This is a genomic window from Rhodopseudomonas palustris (assembly GCF_013415845.1).
GTDB lineage: Bacteria > Pseudomonadota > Alphaproteobacteria > Rhizobiales > Xanthobacteraceae > Rhodopseudomonas > Rhodopseudomonas palustris_F.
Window position 1 is genome coordinate 1178129 of the sequence record NZ_CP058907.1, and the last position, 16914, is coordinate 1195042.

The 16914-nt window shown below is 64.4% G+C and carries 21 protein-coding genes; 18 read left to right on the forward strand and 3 right to left on the reverse strand.

Annotated features, from left to right (window positions below; all coding sequences use genetic code 11):
* Positions 1-188: 188 nt before the first annotated feature.
* From HZF03_RS05475 to HZF03_RS05500, 6 genes are all read left to right on the forward strand, one after another.
* The gene (locus HZF03_RS05475) at positions 189-1520 is read left to right on the forward strand and encodes a curlin (RefSeq protein ID WP_119020147.1); all 1332 of its coding nucleotides are present in this window, start codon (positions 189-191) and stop codon (positions 1518-1520) included.
* Positions 1521-1632: 112 nt separating this feature from the next.
* On the forward strand, positions 1633-1953 hold the full coding sequence (csgH, locus tag HZF03_RS05480; RefSeq protein WP_119020148.1) for a curli-like amyloid fiber formation chaperone CsgH: 321 nt from the start codon (positions 1633-1635) through the stop codon (positions 1951-1953).
* Positions 1954-1982: 29 nt separating this feature from the next.
* Complete coding sequence (locus HZF03_RS05485; protein ID WP_234832349.1) at positions 1983-2441, forward strand: curlin subunit CsgB; 459 nt, start codon at positions 1983-1985, stop codon at positions 2439-2441.
* Positions 2438-2854 (forward strand): curli production assembly/transport component CsgF, encoded by a 417-nt coding sequence (locus tag HZF03_RS05490; protein WP_107343248.1) that lies wholly within the window; start codon positions 2438-2440, stop codon positions 2852-2854. The genes HZF03_RS05485 and HZF03_RS05490 overlap by 4 nt, the downstream gene beginning before the upstream one ends.
* Before the next feature lie 51 nt (positions 2855-2905).
* Positions 2906-3847 (forward strand): CsgG/HfaB family protein, encoded by a 942-nt coding sequence (locus HZF03_RS05495; protein ID WP_119020150.1) that lies wholly within the window; start codon positions 2906-2908, stop codon positions 3845-3847.
* Positions 3848-3849: 2 nt separating this feature from the next.
* Complete coding sequence (locus HZF03_RS05500) at positions 3850-4644, forward strand: lytic transglycosylase domain-containing protein (protein WP_119020192.1); 795 nt, start codon at positions 3850-3852, stop codon at positions 4642-4644.
* Positions 4645-4675: 31 nt separating this feature from the next.
* Here HZF03_RS05500 and HZF03_RS05505 read toward each other — a convergent pair whose 3' ends face one another.
* Positions 4676-5014, reverse strand: coding sequence for a hypothetical protein (locus HZF03_RS05505; RefSeq protein ID WP_234832350.1), 339 nt, complete (start codon positions 5012-5014; stop codon positions 4676-4678).
* A 208-nt stretch (positions 5015-5222) separates the two neighbouring features.
* Here HZF03_RS05505 and HZF03_RS05510 point away from each other — a divergent pair, with 208 nt between their 5' ends.
* The 7 genes from HZF03_RS05510 (at position 5223) to HZF03_RS05540 (ending at position 10673) form a co-directional block, all read left to right on the forward strand.
* Positions 5223-5483, forward strand: coding sequence for a hypothetical protein (locus HZF03_RS05510; RefSeq protein WP_119020151.1), 261 nt, complete (start codon positions 5223-5225; stop codon positions 5481-5483).
* Positions 5484-5633: 150 nt separating this feature from the next.
* A complete protein-coding gene (locus tag HZF03_RS05515) occupies positions 5634-6305 on the forward strand; it encodes a Crp/Fnr family transcriptional regulator (RefSeq protein ID WP_119020152.1) in 672 nt (223 codons plus the stop codon).
* Positions 6306-6420: 115 nt separating this feature from the next.
* Positions 6421-6609, forward strand: a complete 189-nt coding sequence (locus tag HZF03_RS05520) for a YgaP family membrane protein (RefSeq protein WP_011156655.1) — start codon at positions 6421-6423, stop codon at positions 6607-6609.
* A 76-nt stretch (positions 6610-6685) separates the two neighbouring features.
* Positions 6686-7057: a carboxymuconolactone decarboxylase family protein gene (locus tag HZF03_RS05525; protein WP_012494817.1), complete on the forward strand. Its 372-nt coding sequence runs from the start codon at positions 6686-6688 to the stop codon at positions 7055-7057.
* A gap of 134 nt (positions 7058-7191) precedes the next feature.
* Positions 7192-8271: a 3,4-dihydroxy-2-butanone-4-phosphate synthase gene (gene ribB / locus HZF03_RS05530; protein ID WP_119020153.1), complete on the forward strand. Its 1080-nt coding sequence runs from the start codon at positions 7192-7194 to the stop codon at positions 8269-8271.
* Between the two features lie 60 nt (positions 8272-8331).
* Positions 8332-9546: an acyl-CoA dehydrogenase gene (locus tag HZF03_RS05535; RefSeq protein WP_119020154.1), complete on the forward strand. Its 1215-nt coding sequence runs from the start codon at positions 8332-8334 to the stop codon at positions 9544-9546.
* Between the two features lie 194 nt (positions 9547-9740).
* On the forward strand, positions 9741-10673 hold the full coding sequence (locus HZF03_RS05540) for an MBL fold metallo-hydrolase (protein WP_119020155.1): 933 nt from the start codon (positions 9741-9743) through the stop codon (positions 10671-10673).
* A gap of 13 nt (positions 10674-10686) precedes the next feature.
* Here the strand turns inward: HZF03_RS05540 and HZF03_RS05545 are convergent, their stop codons facing one another.
* Positions 10687-12438 carry a methyl-accepting chemotaxis protein gene (locus tag HZF03_RS05545; RefSeq protein WP_119020156.1) on the reverse strand — a complete coding sequence of 584 codons (1752 nt, stop codon included), beginning with the start codon at positions 12436-12438 and terminating at the stop codon, positions 10687-10689.
* Between the two features lie 196 nt (positions 12439-12634).
* On the opposite strand from HZF03_RS05545, the gene HZF03_RS05550 reads away from it, so the two are divergent.
* Complete coding sequence (locus tag HZF03_RS05550) at positions 12635-13381, forward strand: YebC/PmpR family DNA-binding transcriptional regulator (protein WP_011156661.1); 747 nt, start codon at positions 12635-12637, stop codon at positions 13379-13381.
* Between the two features lie 46 nt (positions 13382-13427).
* Here the strand turns inward: HZF03_RS05550 and HZF03_RS24425 are convergent, their stop codons facing one another.
* On the reverse strand, positions 13428-13601 hold the full coding sequence (locus HZF03_RS24425; RefSeq protein ID WP_234803358.1) for a hypothetical protein: 174 nt from the start codon (positions 13599-13601) through the stop codon (positions 13428-13430).
* A gap of 330 nt (positions 13602-13931) precedes the next feature.
* Here HZF03_RS24425 and ruvC point away from each other — a divergent pair, with 330 nt between their 5' ends.
* From ruvC to ruvB, 4 genes are all read left to right on the forward strand, one after another.
* Positions 13932-14456, forward strand: coding sequence for a crossover junction endodeoxyribonuclease RuvC (ruvC, locus tag HZF03_RS05560; RefSeq protein WP_104511976.1), 525 nt, complete (start codon positions 13932-13934; stop codon positions 14454-14456).
* 184 nt (positions 14457-14640) lie between these two features.
* On the forward strand, positions 14641-15258 hold the full coding sequence (gene ruvA / locus HZF03_RS05565) for a Holliday junction branch migration protein RuvA (protein ID WP_011156664.1): 618 nt from the start codon (positions 14641-14643) through the stop codon (positions 15256-15258).
* Positions 15255-15680 carry a cytidine deaminase gene (locus tag HZF03_RS05570; protein ID WP_119020158.1) on the forward strand — a complete coding sequence of 142 codons (426 nt, stop codon included), beginning with the start codon at positions 15255-15257 and terminating at the stop codon, positions 15678-15680. Before ruvA ends, HZF03_RS05570 begins: the two co-directional genes overlap by 4 nt.
* Before the next feature lie 177 nt (positions 15681-15857).
* Positions 15858-16907, forward strand: a complete 1050-nt coding sequence (ruvB, locus tag HZF03_RS05575) for a Holliday junction branch migration DNA helicase RuvB (protein ID WP_119020159.1) — start codon at positions 15858-15860, stop codon at positions 16905-16907.
* Positions 16908-16914 lie beyond the last annotated feature (7 nt).

Sequence of the window (16914 nt, forward strand, 5' to 3'; positions counted from 1 at the left end):
AGGAAGTCGATTACTTAGAAGTGTATAGTTCACTCACCAAGTGTACATCGCTAAAAGCATGTTTTGCCCCATAATGACACAACTTAATCATTGTTTAACCTTTGGCTTCCCCCTAACAATTCGGGGCTCCAAGCGGCGAAGCCCGCTGGACATACGGCATTGATCTTTCAACAGGGGAGTATTTGTCGATGAAGCGTAATCTGTTTTTTGTAACGGCCAGCGTGCTGGTGTTGTCCGCAACCGCCGCGATGGCGGACAGTAACGTGGTGGTGCTGAATCAAGCTGATGCCACGCAAAAGGCGGTGGTCGATCAAGAGGGGTCGAGTAACTCGGTTGGCGCTTACAACGGGTGGTCTGGTTTCGATCAGAACAATGGCGGCCTCGCCGGCGGCAATAGTCTGACGGTCACTCAGACCGGAAACGGCAACAGTGTCGGTCGAGACGTGAAAGGTTATCAGTCCGGCGAGGGTAACTCAGCCGTGATTCTCCAGGCGGGTACCAGCAGCGACGTCGAGTTGCAGCAGAAGGGGACAACAAACGGATCGTCAGCCACGGGCTGGACGAACGATCCGGGTGTGTACAACAAAATCACCCAAGACTCGACCTCGAACGGCAGCAAGGTTTCAGTCTTCCAGGATGGCAAGAACAACGCTTTCAGCATCAAACAGGGTAATACCAACAATAACGCCTCGGTCTCGCAAGGTGGCGAGTCTGGCATGGCGTACGTTCGGCAGGGAGTCGGTGTCGCCGAGACCGATGCTGCGACTGGTGCCTCCCTCCCGCTCAATGGCAACTCCAACGTAGCGACGATCTCTCAGGTGAGCGCAGGCCTTAATTATGCGGTCGCCGTGCAGGGTGGTGGTGATTCAAATAGTTTGTCGATCAGCCAGACGGGTAACTTGCACGGAGCGAACGCTTGGCAGATTGGCGGTGGGAATACTTTCAGTTCGATTCAGGCTGGCACAGGAAATACTGCTGGTCTCAACGGTGGAATCTACGGCTCGGATGATCCGATCAAGCAAGTTGGTAATTCCAATTCCTATGTGTCGAATCAGAGCGGTAGCTACAACACTGCGAATGGATCACAGGTTGGGGATGTAAACTATCTCTACAACAGCCAGAGTGGGAACAACGGGGCAATCTCTGGTTCGCAGACCGGCAAATTCAATTACCTCAATAGCACTCAGGCTGGATCGTACAATAGTCTCAAGTATTCGCAGGCGAACGCCTCCGGTGGCGCTTGGAATTACGTTTACAACACTCAGACCGGTGCTGGAACCTCTGGATCGGTGAACGTGGCTGATGTCAAGCAGGACGGTTACGGTCTTTACAGCAGCGGCACTCAGTCCGGTGCGGACGGAAATTCCGCCAAGGTCGAGCAGACGGGGACGTGGCACGTCAGTTATTACACTCAGAGTGGCTCGGCCAACGTGATTCAAGTGGCGCAGACCGGTAGCGGAAATTACTCCAGCGTCAATCAAGCGGGCTCCGGCAATAACGCGAATATCACGCAGAAGTAAGCCGTTGGCTTTCTCTTATATGAAGCGAGGCGTGCGCGCCTCGCTTCCCTTCGGGATCTGCGGCGTGAACATCCGTCGCTGATCTCCCAGTGGTTGCGTCGCGGAGAGTCACATGGCTGTGGATCAAGTCCCACCGGTTGTCCAATGTGAGGTCGAGGCTGCGGTCAGCGGCGGCCACGTCACGTTGCGCGGCGTGATCGCTGCGGCGCGCGACGGTGGAGGCAGCTACACGCTGACCGTCGACAAGACCGGCGCAGCCGGGACCTCGCGCATCAAGCAAGCTGGCGCCTTCAGCGCCGTCGCCGAGCAGCGCGTGACCGTCGGCAACGTCGTGCTCGATTACAGCACCGCCAACCGATACGCAGCCAAGCTGGATGTGTCGTTCGGCAACATCACTATTCAATGTGATCTCGATCCGGAGACAGTCAAATGACCGCATCAACACGAGCGATGCGAGTAGCCGTGCCTCGGGTAGCCGCCGCGATGATCGGCGGTGTGGCGTTTGCCGGTGTGGCGTCGGCGCAGTCGGCCGATCTCTACACTGATTTTTCCGGCTATCTTGTGAACCCGGCGCAGCAGGGGGCGGTCGCCGACGGCGCGCTGCCGAGCGGCAGCCACAATACAGCGATCGTCAACCAGACCGGCAATGCGAACTCCGTGACGTCCGACGTGCGCGGCTCGTTGAACGTGACGCTGCAGTCGCAGCTCGGCTCCGGCAATGAGTCCAGCTTCACCGTCAACGGCAATCAGAACGTGCTGCACAACAGTCAGATCGGCGACAACAACAGCGCCAGGCTCGACGTCACCGGCAACCGCAACGCCTACAGCAGCACCCAGATCGGCAGCAATCTTAGCTACGGCCTCAGCCAGGTCGGCAACAATGGCGGGGCCGTCATCGTACAAATGGGAGGTCATCGATGAAATACGCTGGCATTCTCGCTGCCTTCGCCTTGTGCGCCAGTGCCGCCGGGGCGGATGCAGGCAGCCTGGTTTACACCCCGACCAATCCGGCATTCGGCGGCAGCCCGCTGAACGGATCGTGGCAGATGCAGCAGGCGACCGCGGGCAATCACTTCAACCGCGCCGCTCCCACCAGCGGGCCGCAGCAGCTGACGCAGTCGCAGATCTTTGCCCAGCAGCTGCAGAGCCAGCTCTACGCCTCGCTCGCCAACCAGGTCACCCAGGCGATCTTCGGCACCAACGCGCAGCAGAGCGGCACCTTCACGTTCCAGGGCACGACGATCAGCTTCGCCAAGGTCGACGGTCAGACCAACATCACGATCAACGACGGTTCGACCGTCACCCAGATCAGTCTGCCGACCGTGACGCATTGACCCGAGTTTCACCTGCCGGCGTTGGCCGCGGGTTGTGTGAGGATATTTGGCGTGACACGTTATTTCAGATCGATCATTGGCCTGGCCGCGGTGGCGGCTTTGCTCGCGGGCTGCTCGCGCCCCGGTCATCGCGACAGCTTCTTCGAGGAGCCGCCGGTGGTGACGCCGCCGTCGCCGACCGCTGTCAATCTCGAGACCTTGCCGCCGCCGAAGCAGAAGATCGACATCGCGATCTATCAATTCCCCGATCTCACCGGCAAGAACGAGCCAAACGACAACGTCGCAGTCTTCTCGCGCGCTGTGACCCAGGGCGGCGCCGGACTGGCGATCGATGCGTTGAAGCGCGCCGGTGGTGGAGCCTGGTTCCGCGTCGTCGAGCGCAACGGCCTCAACGATCTGCTGCAGGAGCGTCAGCTGGTCCGCGCCACCCGTCAGGAATTCGACCGCGACCGCGCCAAGCCGCTGCCGCCGATGCGCTTCGCCGGTCTCCTGATCGAGGGCGGCATCGTCGCCTTCGACGCCAACTATATGACCGGCGGCATCGGTGCCAACTATCTCGGCATCGGCGCCGACACCAAGTTCCGCCGCGACATGGTCACCGTCGCCCTGCGGGTCGCCTCGGTGCAGACCGGCGAGGTGCTGACCAGCGTCACCACCACCAAGACGGTGTACTCGGTGTCGTTGCAGGGCAACACGTACAAATACGTCGCGCTCGACAAGCTGCTGCAGATCGAAGCCGGCATCACCCGCACCGAGCCGACCCAGCTTGCGGTGCGGCAGGCGATCGACCTCGCGGTGTATTCCACCATCATGGAGGGCGCGCGCGACAAGCTGTGGCGGTTCGCCGATCCGGCGATGGAGGCCAAGCTGATCCGCGACTATCTCGACCGCGACAAGCCGCAGCCGGCGTTCATGAAGCCGTATCTCACCAAGGAGGAGCGGATCGAGGCCGAGAAGATCGATCATTCACCGGAATGGGCGCCGCGGAGCTGACCATGGCGGCGCGCGCGCTTCTCGCCTGGCTGGCAACTGCGGCACTTGCTGCCGTGACGGCCGGCGCGAGCTGCGGCGGTGTGATGGCGCAGCAGCGCATCGCCGATGCCGGCGGCTTGGTGGTGACCGCGCGCGCCGGAGAATCGTCCTTTGATGCACCCGCCGCGCCAACGGCACCATGGGCGCAAGTGATTGCACAGGCCGCGCAGGACAATGGCTTGCCGCCGGCGTTCCTGACCCGGCTGCTCAACCAGGAAAGCACCATGTTCACGCTGGCAGTGAGCCGCGCTGGTGCCATGGGCATCGCGCAGTTCATGCCCGGCACGGCCGCCGCGCGCGGGCTCGACGATCCATTCGACCCGTTCAAGGCGATCCCGGCCGCCGCGCGCTATCTCGCCGACCTACGCCGCCAGTTCGGCAATCTCGGCCTCGCCGCCGCCGCCTATAATGCCGGCGCCGGCCGGGTGTCGTCTTGGCTGCGTGGAACCTCGGAATTGCCGGCCGAAACCCGCGACTACGTGCTGCGCATCACCGGCTCCAGTGCGGAGGATTGGGCTGCCAATCGTGCGGATGCGTCGGCGATCAGCGCCGGCGTGCCGGCCCGGCCGCCGATCGTCTCACCGGCCGTTGCCGCGACGACACGCGTGCTTCCGGCGGTCCCGGCACCTGCCGCTCCGCGCGCTGCCAACCGCGCAGAGCGCGGCCGCGCGAGTGCGAAGAAGCCGACCGCCGAAGCTGAGCTGTGCGCTTCCGTTGCCGCCGGTGGCCGCGGCTGCATCCTGCAGACGGCATATTGAAACCGACGTGCCGACGAACCGGCACGGCCGATCACGGCAGGCGGTTGCGTTTCCGCTTCGGCTTCTTGGCCTTGCTGCGCCGATAATAGTCGCTTTCGCGCTTGAGCAGTGGTGAGACATCGCTTCGCGGTGGCGGCGTTTCGGAATAGGTCGTGACGCCCTGTTGCTTCTCGATGCATCGGCGCAGCGCCGTCGGATCTGTCAGCAATGTGCAATCATTGACCGCGCGGGGATTGGGCGAGAGCTGCGCCTGCGCCGGAGCAGCGAGCAGCACGACGACACCGATCAGTAGCGAATTCCGTAAGCAAGACATCGCGTTGAAGTCCCTGACGAATTCAACCACCTTAACTGAAGATTGCAGCTGCGCCACCTCGCAAATCGAACAGCGGAAAGTAACATCGCACCGTTGAAGGTTGAGGACACGAGACGTGACCTCCTCCGACAGGAATTAAGCGTGGCTCGACAATCGCCAACATCTCCGGCTCGTAGGCCATCATCGCTGCAATGACCCGCCGGTCCATGTTCCTCTCGGAACACTCTCGCATCATTGACATTGACCTCCGAACAGGAGGTTCAAGATGTCCAACCGCTTTCGCATCGCTTCTCTCGTTTACATGATGACCAACGCGGTGCTGTTCGGCATCGGCATGGTCATTATCTTGACGATCCCCGCACTGTCGCAGAACGCCATGGCATGGGTTCCGGCGATGGTGGTGGCGAGCTTCGTGCTTGCAGCGCCGATCGCGTGGTTGATTGCGCCGCGCCTGCGCGCCCGCTACTGGCGCCATCGCGACGGTGACGTGATCTCTGGCCCGACGACCGCGACCGAGAATCCGTAACGCGTTCTGCGCGTCCTTCGAACCGCAGATACGCCAGTCGTCCCTGCGTGCGCGGCGGTTCGCCGCCGCGTTCGGTTGATCAAGATCAACTGGACGCTGTGGCGCTCGCCTCTATCCTTCGCAGGTCGAACGCGAACTGGCTTGGTGGCGATGTTGCCTGCTGTGGATTGGTTGCGCGGCTTCCCGGCGCTCGGGGAGCTGCCGGAGACGGAACGGAGCGCACTGGCAGGGGCCGCGATGGCGATGAGCCTGCCGGCCGGCGCCTCTGTGTTCGCTCCGGATCAGCCCTGCGGCATGTTCATTCTGGTGTGCCGCGGCACGGTACGTGTGTTCCAGCTCGATCCGGCCGGCAACGAGATCGTGCTGTATCGGCTCGGCCCCGGCAGCATCTGCATTCTCACCACGTTGGCGCTGCTCGCCTCCGACAGCTACAGCGCTTTCGCGGTGACCGAGAGCCCGGTTGAGGCGGTGGGCCTGCCGGCCGCGACGTTCCACGATTTGATCGGCCGCTCGGCGCAGTTCCGCAGCTTCGTGTTCAACGCCCAGGCTGCACGTATGGCGGATCTGATGGCGGTGATCCAAAACGTCGCGTTCGCCTCGATCGAGACGCGGCTGGCCTCGCGCTTGCTGGCGCTGGCGGCGGACGGCCGCGAATTGTCGATCACGCACGCCCAGCTCGCCGCCGAGATCGGCTCGGCGCGGGAAGTCGTCAGCCGCCATCTCAAGACCTTCGAACGCCGCGGCTGGGTCAGCCTCGGACGAGGTCGTGTTGAATTGCGCAATGCTGCCCCGCTGCGGGCTGCTGCGCAGGCTGCCCGCTGAACCTCTTCTCGCAGCTTCTGGACGTCTTCTCTGCCGCCGGTGACTTGGTCACAGACCGTGATCCCCGCACGCCATACAACCAGCGTGTCACTCAACCGAGCGAGGGGAAACGAAGATGACTGTGAACATGGGAATGATCGATCGTCTGCTGCGCGCCATTGTCGGCGCCGGCCTGATCTATTGGGCGCTGACCGGCGGTCCGATCTGGGCCTGGATCGGCGTCGTCCCGCTGCTGACCGCGGCGATCGGCTTTTGTCCGGCTTACACGCTGCTCGGCATCAAGACCTGCCCGACCAAGTCTTGACGTCCACTACCCAAGTGTGGCTCTCGGGGCGGCGCAGCCCGCTCCCGGGAGTTGCCTTTGTTGAATAGGTGAAACCATGCACAAGAACTGGATCGATCTGACGGGCGAGTTGTCGGTGGCGCTGCGCGAAGTCCGCACCGGCGCGCCGGACGTCATGAAGGGTTTCTCGGCGATCGCCCAGGCCGCGCTCAAGGCGAATGCGCTCGATACCAAAACCAAGGAGCTGATCGCTCTGGCGATCTCGGTGGCGACGCGGTGCGACGGCTGCATCGGCTTCCATGCCGAAGCCGCGGTGAAGCACGGCGCGACCCGCGACGAGGTGATGGAGACCATGGGCATGGCGATCTACATGGGCGCCGGCCCGAGCGTGATGTACGCCGCCCAGGCGGTCGAGGCTTACGATCAGTTCGTCAAGAAGAAGGCCGCGGCGACTTCGCCTGCGGAGTAACCGCCAACCGCACGCGTCGTTTCAATTCCGCTCTGCGGTAGAGAATTTCGCGCAAGGCGGCCGCCCGGCTGGCCCGCCTTGCGTCGCCGCCCGCGCTGCGTCATATGGTCGGGTCCTGTTTCAGAGATCCGATCATGGCGCACCCGATTCAAGAAGTTCTGCAAGCCTTCGCCGCCGGCGAAATCGTCGTCGTCACCGATGACGATGATCGTGAAGGGGAAGGCGATCTGGTGGTCGCCGCCTCGCTGTGCACGGCGGAGAAGATGGCGTTCATCATCCGCCACACCTCGGGCATCGTCTGCGCCCCGATCACCATGGAAGACGCGCGGCGGCTGCGACTCGACCCGATGGTCGCGCACAACGACAGCAACCACACCACCGCCTTCACGGTTTCGATCGACTACAAGCCGGACAACGGCACCGGCATCTCGGCGGACGAGCGCGCATCGTGCTGCCGCGCGCTCGCCAATCCCAATGCCGGCGCCGCCGACTTCGCGCGCCCCGGCCACATCTTCCCGCTGATCGCGCGTGAGGGCGGCGTGCTGCTGCGCTCGGGACATACCGAGGCTGCGGTCGACCTGTGCAAGCTCGCCGGTTTGCCGCCGGTCGGTGTGATCAGCGAGCTGATGAACGACGACGGCACCGTGACCAAGGGTGCGCAGGTCGTCGCATTTGCCAAGAAGCACAATCTCAAGCTGGTTACGATCGCCGACCTGATCGCGCATCGCCAGGCCCGCGAGAAGCTGATCGAGCGCGTCGCCACGTTCCCGGTCGAAAGCCCGATCGGCGTGATGCGGGGCTATGCATATCGCTCGCCGTTCGACGAGATTGCCCACATCGCCTTCGTCTTCAACGGCGTCGGCGACGGCAAGAACGTGCTGACCCGGTTCCACAAGCCGAACATCGTCAAGGAGATCTTCACCGGTCCCCGGCGGATGGAATCTGTACTGGCGCAGTTCAAGAAGAACGGTTCCGGCGTGCTGATCTATCTGCGCGATGGCGCCGCCGGCGTGCCGGTGTCGCCGATCGACGAGCAGAAGACCGCCGAAGCCGACCGGCACCGGCAATGGCGCGAGATCGGCGTCGGTGCGCAGATCCTGCGCGACCTCGGGGTGACGTCGATCCGGCATCTCACCACGTCGCAGATCGACTACAAGGGCCTGTCGGGTTTCGGCATCGAAATCGTCGGCAACGAGCACCTTGAAGGCACCTGACCGAGGTTTTACCCTCCCCATCAACGTCGCCCGAAGCGGCAAGGTCTGAAAGGACAATCGATGAGCGTGCGCGCGCAAACCAAGGACAAGCCGGCTCAGGCGAGCTTCAAGTGGGATGATCCGCTGCTGCTGGAAGATCAGCTCACCGAAGACGAGCGGATGATCCGCGACACCGCGCGCGCTTACGCCCAGGACAAGCTGCTGCCCCGCATCAACCAAGCGTATCTCGAAGAGAAGACCGACCGCGAGATCTTCAACGAGATGGGGGCGCTCGGCCTGATCGGCGTCACGCTGCCGGAGGAATACGGCTGCGCCAATGCCAGCTACGTCGCCTACGGCCTGGTGGCACGCGAGATCGAGCGGGTCGATAGCGGCTATCGCTCGATGAACAGCGTGCAGTCGTCGCTGGTGATGTATCCGATCTATGCTTACGGCGACGAGAACCAGCGCAAGAAGTATCTGCCCAAGCTCGCCTCCGGCGAGTGGGTCGGTTGCTTCGGCCTCACCGAGCCTGACGCCGGCTCCGATCCCGGCGGCATGAAGACCAAGGCCGAGAAGGTCGCTGACGGCTATCGCCTCACCGGCAGCAAGATGTGGATCTCGAACGCGCCGATCGCCGACGTGTTCGTGGTGTGGGCGAAGTCGGCCGCGCACGACAACCAGATCCGCGGCTTCATCCTCGAGAAGGGCATGAAGGGCCTGTCGGCTCCGAAGGTCGGCGGCAAGCTCAGCCTGCGTGCCTCGATCACCGGCGAGATCGTGATGGACGGCGTGGTCGTTCCGGAAGATGCGCTACTGCCGAACGTGTCGGGCCTCAAGGGGCCGTTCGGCTGCCTCAACCGCGCGCGCTACGGCATCTCCTGGGGCGCGATGGGCGCCGCGGAAGACTGCTTCCACCGCGCCCGGCAGTACACGCTCGACCGCAAGCAGTTCAATCGTCCGCTCGCTGCGACCCAGCTCGTGCAGAAGAAGCTCGCCGACATGGAGACCGAGATTACCCTCGGTCTGCAGGCCAGCTTGCGCGTCGGCCGGCTGATGGACGAGGGCAAGATGGCCCCGGAGATGATCTCGATCGTCAAGCGCAACAATTGCGGCAAGGCGCTCGACATCGCCCGGATGGCCCGCGACATGCACGGCGGCAACGGCATCCAGATCGAGTATCACGTGATGCGCCATGCCCAGAACCTCGAGACGGTGAACACCTACGAGGGCACCCACGACGTGCACGCGCTTATCTTGGGCCGCGCGATCACTGGGCTGCAGGCGTTTTCGTAAGGCGTGGCGTAAGTCCGCGCCCTTCGTTCCGCGCTCTGCGTCATCGCCCGCGTAGGCGGGCGACCCAGTATCCCAGGGCGTCTGAGATCAGCGACGGCGGTGAGTACTGGATCCCCCGCCTGCGCGGGGGATGACGACCGGGAAGGAGGATGGGTCCGGCGACCCATCAGCAAATAACAACAAACGGGAAACGCATGAGCGACGAGAGCGAACCTTCGGACGATGTTCCGTTCAATCGCGAGTTCGGGCTGCAGCCGGGCATCGTCGAGGAAATCCGTCCCGGCTTGCGCCGCGTGTTGTGCAACAACCCGTCGCCGTTCACGTTCACCGGCACCGTCAGCTACATCGTCGGCCGCGGCAAGGTCGCGATCATCGATCCGGGTCCTGCGGACGAGGCCCATGCCAATGCGCTGCTGAACGCCGTCAAAGGCGAAACCGTCACGCACATCCTGGTCACCCACACCCACAAGGATCATTCGCCCGGCACGCCGCTGATCAAGCAGGCGACCGGCGCCACCGTCTATGCCGAAGGACCGCACCGCGCGTCGCGGCCGTATTTCGAGAGCGAGACGGTGTCGACCGAGTCCGGCGCCGACCGCAACTTCAAGCCGGATGTCGAGATCCGCGACAGCGATATGATCGAAGGCGATGGCTGGACCATTGAATCGGTGGCGACGCCCGGCCACACCGCCAACCACATGGCGTTCGCCTGGCGCGAAGGGGATGCGCTGTTCGTCGGCGATCACATCATGGGCTGGTCGACCACTATCGTGGCGCCGCCGGACGGCTCGATGCCGGACTACATGGCGTCGCTTGACCGGCTGATCGGACGCGACGAGCAACTTTATCTGTCCGGTCACGGCGCCGAGATTCTAGAAGGTCCGCGCTACTCGCGATTCCTGAAGCGGCACCGGCTGGCGCGCGAAGCCTCGATCCTGCACCGGCTCGGCAAGGGCGAGACCGACATTCCCAGCATGGTGCGGGCGATCTACATCGGCATCGACCCGCGCCTAGTCAGCGCCGCCGGCTATTCGGTGCTGGCGCACCTGGAAGATCTGGTGATGCGCGGCGTCGTTGCCACCGAGGGCGATCCGGTGATCAGCGGCCGCTACCGGCTGGCCGGTTAGCAGCCGCTTCTCTTCATAGTTTGTAGGCGGTGCGGAAGCCGCCCCAGTGGCGACCGCGCACCCGCACCGGCACATCGATCTCGCGCATCATCACGGTCTGGCCGCCGCCCATGTCGCGGGCGTAGCTCTGGATCAGGAACGAGCGGGTATTGCGCCCTGCCGCGAGCCCGGCCGGATCGTTGAAGATCCGGCGGTTGCGTGAGTTGGCGGTGTTGAACGCGACGTCGCCCGGCCGCTGCGGCTGCGAGTACAGCTTGTTGTGCACCGGCAGATAACCGTTGCGGTCGATCATCACGCAGAACGCCATCCGCCGGTCCTTGGCCAGAAAGCTTTCTTGGAACGGTGGCAGCGCGCGGTCGGCCCAGTCGAGATACTGCGTGCGGTATTGCTTCGGATCGGTTCCGGCGATCTCGATGTAGTTTTCGTCGAACATCTGCTCCAGCGTCAGCGCGCCTGACGCAATGCCGCGTTCGAAGATCTTCGAAAGTTCATGCCCGGCCTCGATCGCGCGGGTGACGAACTCGGTGTTCTCGTCGCGGATCGCCCATAGCCGATCCTCGATCCGGTTCTGCAGCGCCGCGTCGGGGGCGACGAATAGCGCCAGCGCCCCGGCCTTGCCGTGCTCGGCGATGCGGATGCTGCAGGCGCCGATGTCCTGCAGCTCGGCGGAGAGTTGCTGGCCGGTCGTCAGGGCGGCGGCGGATGGGCCGCTGATCAACACGCCGTCCATCGAGATTTCGTACACCGGCGCGGTGATCCTGCCGCGCGAAGTGTCGAGTTCGATCTGCAGGTGGCACGGCAGCTTCTCGCGGCGTCGTGCGTCTTCGCGGTCGCCGAGCTTGAGTAGAACCGCGGTCCTGGCCCGCAGCTTCTCGGCGAAGTTGGTTACGTTCTGGCCGGCGCGGGCGACCTCGTCGCCGTGTTGTTCTGCCTCGCGGGTGGCGCTGTCGATCTCGGCGGCGCTGTCGCCGACCGAGGCGATGAAGGTCGACGCCGAGGTGGCGTTGCCGGCGATTTCGCCGGTGGTGGCGTTCTGTTCGGCCACCGCGCCGTTGACTGTCTCGAATACCGGCCGGATCGCCGAGATCGCGCTGGTGATACGATGGACGGCGTCGGCCGAGCTGGACGCGTCGCGCTGCAGGGCGTCGATCTTGCGCTTGATCTCCTCGGTCGCCTCCTGGGTCTGCACCGCCAGCGCCTTGACCTCGGTCGCCACCACGGCGAAGCCGCGGCCGGCGGCGCCGGCGCGGGCCGCCTCGATCGTGGAGTTCAGCGCCAGCAGGGTGGTCTGCCGGGCGATCTGGGAGATCAGATTGACCACATTGCCGATCGCAGCCGACGAATCGCGCAGCCGCTCGACATTGGCTGTGGCCTCGTCGGCCGCGGCGCTGGCGTCGTCGGCGAGTTGCGATGCCTGACGGACCTGTGCGCCGATGCCATGGGCCGAATGGGTGAATTTGTCGGCCGCCTGGGAGAACGAACTCGCGGTCGTCTGGGCGGCACTGGTCCGGCCGGTGAGGGCGTCGGTGCGCTCGCGGATGGTGTGAAGCGTCGAGGTGGTCGACTGCACCCCGGTGGTCACGGAATGGGCAGCACGTTCGAGCTGCCGAATCAGCGAGCCGAGCTCCAGCTCCAGCAATTCGAGGATTTCACGGGCGGAATCGGCTTCCGCGACCGTCGGTTCGGCTGCAGCCGGGGGCGAGGCCGCCACGACGTTCAGGGCCGCCGTTTCCGGCGACCGCTTGCGAAATAGGCCGAACGCCATAGTTCCTCCCGCAAAACTAGAAGATAGGCTGCTACTCTCGCGGCGCCCCGTGAAGTTACGGTTAAATTTTCTTTCCGTGGAACTACGGATTTCGTGCTTCGGGGCGACGGCAAGTCTTTGATTTTGGCGGATGCGCCGCTTATAACCCCGCGCCGCAGCCCGAAATTCCAACGGATCGACCCGCGAGAGAGAGCGCATGGCCGGACATTCGCAATTCAAGAACATTATGCACCGCAAGGGCCGCCAGGACGCACAGCGGTCCAAGCTGTTCAGCAAGCTCGCCCGCGAAATCACCGTCGCTGCCAAGCTCGGCACCCCGGACCCGGCAATGAACCCCCGGTTGCGGGCGGCGGTGCTCGCGGCGCGCGCGGAAAACATGCCGAAGGATAACATCGAGCGCGCGATCAAGAAGGCGATCGGCGGCGACTCAGAGAACTACGACGAGATCCGCTACGAGGGTTACGGCCCCGGCGGCGTCGCAGTGATCGTCGAAGCGCTGACCGACAACCGCAACCGCGCTGCATCGGACATCCGCTCGTTCTTCACCAAGTCCGGCGGTAACCTCGGTGAAACCGGCTCGGTGTCGTTCATGTTCGACCGCACTGGGATCATCGAGTACGACGCCGACAAGGCTTCCGCCGACGACATGCTGGATGCCGCGATTGAAGCCGGCGCGGACGATGTGGTGTCGTCGGAGGCCGGCCACGAGATCTACGCGTCCCAGGAAACCTTCCGCGACGTTGCCAAGGCTCTCGAGGCCAAATTCGGCGAGGCCCGCAAGGCCGCGGTGATCTGGAAGCCGCAGAACACGGTCGCGGTCGACGACGAGACCGGCGAGAAGCTGTTCAAGCTGATGGACGCCCTCAACGACCACGACGACGTCCAGAACGTCTACGCCAACTTCGAAGTCTCTGACGCCCTGATGGCGAAGATGGCGGGCTGATCAGGACTGCGCGGCCGGAGTGGCCGCGCGTCCCGGGCTTGCCGCTTTATAGCACCTCGATGTTGTACTTCGCGGGGCCGACCACCGACACCACTCGCATGTAGATGGTGTTGTTGTTGTTTCCGTCCTCATAGATGATGGTCTGGTTCGCGGGCACCGGTGGCGGCGGCGGCGGAGCCGGCGTGTAGGGGGTGTTCGGCACGCGTTGGGTGATGAGCACGCCCGTTGTTCCAGCCGGCGGCAAAGGGCCGATGGGCTGGAGGGTGGGAAACGTCAGGCTCTCCACCGGCACTGCGTAGGCGTCAGTTTCCGAAACACGTTTAACCTGACCGTGAGTGATAACTCGGCTCATAACGATCTCCTATCGGCTACTTCCGATAGCGCTATGCAACCATCACAACTTTAAGTTGTAAAACACAATCTGCTCACCTCGTGTTCGCACGAGGGGCGTCGCGTTTTCGCGCGGCTCTCGACGCGACGCTGGGGAAGGCTCCGCTCAGCGCGCTGTTGCTATTTTGTTCTTAAGCTTTTCGGCGCTATCACAAGCGTCATGACCGCAGTCTCGATTCGTCGCCCGATCCGCATCCTCGGCATCGACCCCGGCCTTCGCCGCACCGGCTGGGGGGTGGTCGACAGCGACGGCAATCGGCTGGTCTATATCGCGTGCGGCTCGGTCGAGCCGCGGGATACGCTGCCGCTGGCCGAGCGGCTGCTGGCGATTCATGATGGGCTGGCGAAAGTGCTGGCCGCCCACGCGCCGGCTGAGGCCGCGGTCGAGCAGACCTTCGTAAACAAGGACGGCGCCGCGACGCTGAAGCTCGGCCAGGCGCGCGGCGTGGCGATGCTGGTGCCGGCGATGCATGGCCTTTTGGTCGCGGAATACGCGCCTAATCTCGTCAAGAAAACCGTGGTCGGCGCCGGCCATGCCGACAAGACCCAGATCCAGATGATGCTGAAGATCCTGCTGCCCAAGGCCGATCCGAAAACCGCCGACGCCGCCGACGCCCTCGCCATCGCCATCACCCACGCCCACCACCGCGGCGCCGCGCAGCGGCTGAAGGCGGTGGGGGCATGATGATGTTTGGAGCGATGCTTCTCCGCGCATGCAGCGCGCGCCCTCTCCCGTTTGCGGGAGAGGGCTGGGGTGAGGGCGACGCGAGCACAGTGCTCGGGGACCCCCACCCCCGACTCCTCCCCGCGAGGGGGAGGGGGGAAGAGGCGTCTCGCTTGGTTGGGGCACTGCTCGCTGGAGCCCACGCATGATCGGCAAGCTCAAGGGCATCATCGACAGCTACGGCGAGGACTACGTGATCCTCGACGTGCAGGGCGTCGGCTATCAGGTACACTGCGCCAGCCGCACCCTGCAGGCGCTGCCGTCGCCGGGTGAAGCGGCGACGCTGTCGATCGAAACCTATGTGCGCGAGGATCAGATCAAGCTGTTCGGTTTCCGCACCGACACTGAGCGCGAGTGGTTCCGGCTGCTGCAGACGGTGCAGAGCGTCGGCGCCAAGGTGGCGCTGGCAGTGCTGTCGACATTGCCGCCGCACGACCTCGCTAACGCGATTGCGCTACGCGACAAGGCCGCGGTGGCGCGCACGCCCGGCGTCGGGCCGAAGGTCGCCGAGCGCATCGTCACCGAGTTGAAGGACAAGGTTCCGGCGCTCAGTGCGGTCGACCCCGCAGTGGTGAAGCTCTCCGGCGCGATCGACGACAATCGGGCGCCGCGCGCAGTGGCGGATGCGATTTCGGCGCTGGTTAATCTCGGCTATGGCCAGCCGCAGGCGGCGGCCGCGGTCGCCACAGCCTCCCGCACTGCCGGTGAGGACGCCGAGACGGCGCAGCTGATCAAGCTCGGCCTGAAGGAGCTGTCGAAGTGAGTATCACCGAGGCCGACCGCGCGCTGATCGACGCCGCGATCGAGGCAATCACCAAGCGCTATCGCAATGATTGGCAGGAGGTCGGCGCCGCGCTGCTGACCCGCACCGGCAAGCGTTATGTGGCGGTCAATCTCGACGCGTATCTCGGCCGGATGGCGGTGTGCGCCGAAGCTGTCGCTCTCGGTCAGGTGATCACCGAGCTTGGAGAGGCCGGGATCGACACCATCGTGGCGGTTCGCCATCCCAAGCCCCACGATTCCGACCGCGAAGTCCGCGTCGTGTCGCCGTGCGGCGCGTGCCGCGAACTGATCTGGGACTACGACCGCAACGCCCGTGTGCTGGTGCCTGGGCCGGATGGTGTCGAAGCCGTCGGGATCAGCGATCTGCTGCCGAACAAATACAGCCGGGAGCGGATGTTGTGAGTGCCCTGACCGTGTTGGCCGCTACTCTCTCCGCTTGCGCGGCGCGCCCCCTCCCCCTTGCGGGGAGGGCAGGGGTGGGGGTCCACAACGGGACGCCATCCTTGTGGCCCCCCACCCCCGCCCCCTTCCCGCAAGGGGGAGGGGAGAACAGGCACTGCCGCGTGGTACACTTCCCCAATGACTGACCCCTCCCGTCTCGTCACACCCGAGCGCCGCGGTGATGACCTCGGCGATGCGGCGCTGCGGCCGCAGAATCTGTCCGAGTTCGTCGGCCAGCAGCAGGCGCGCGCCAACTTGCAGGTGTTCATCGACGCCGCGCGCAAGCGCAAAGAGGCGCTCGATCACGTGCTGTTCGTAGGTCCCCCGGGCCTCGGCAAGACCACCCTGGCGCAGATCGTGGCGCGCGAGCTCGGCGTCGGATTTCGCGCCACATCGGGACCAGTGATTGCGAAGGCCGGCGATCTCGCAGCCTTGCTGACCAATCTCGAAGAACGCGATGTGTTGTTCATCGACGAGATTCACCGTCTCAGCCCGTCGGTCGAGGAGGTGCTGTATCCGGCGATGGAGGACTTCCAGCTCGACTTGATCATCGGCGAAGGCCCGGCAGCCCGCTCGGTGAAGATCGATCTGTCGAAGTTCACCCTTGTTGGCGCCACCACGCGCGCCGGCCTCCTGACCAATCCGCTGCGCGACCGCTTCGGCATTCCGATCCGGTTGAATTTCTACACGATCGAGGAGCTGGAGAGCATCGTCACCCGTGGTGCGCGCGTGCTCGGGACTCCGATCACGGCTGACGGCGCCAACGAGATCGCCCGCCGCGCCCGCGGCACGCCGCGCATCGCCGGCCGCCTGCTGCGCCGGGTCCGCGACTTTGCTTCCGCAGCCGATGCCGAAGCGATCGACCGCACCATCGCCGACCATGCGCTTGGCGCGCTGGAAGTCGATAGTGCGGGCCTCGATGCGATGGATCGGCGTTACCTCACCACGATCGCGCTCAACTATGGCGGCGGCCCGGTCGGTGTCGAGACGATGGCAGCGGCTCTGTCCGAGCCGCGCGACGCCATCGAGGACATCATCGAACCGTATCTGATCCAGTGCGGTTATCTGCAGCGCACCCCGCGCGGGCGCCTGCTGACCGACCACGCCTTCCGCCACCTCGGCCTCGCCGCCCCCTCGCGCGACCCGGCGCAGTTCGGGTTGTTTGGCGATACAGGGGACCAAGAGTAGCTCAACG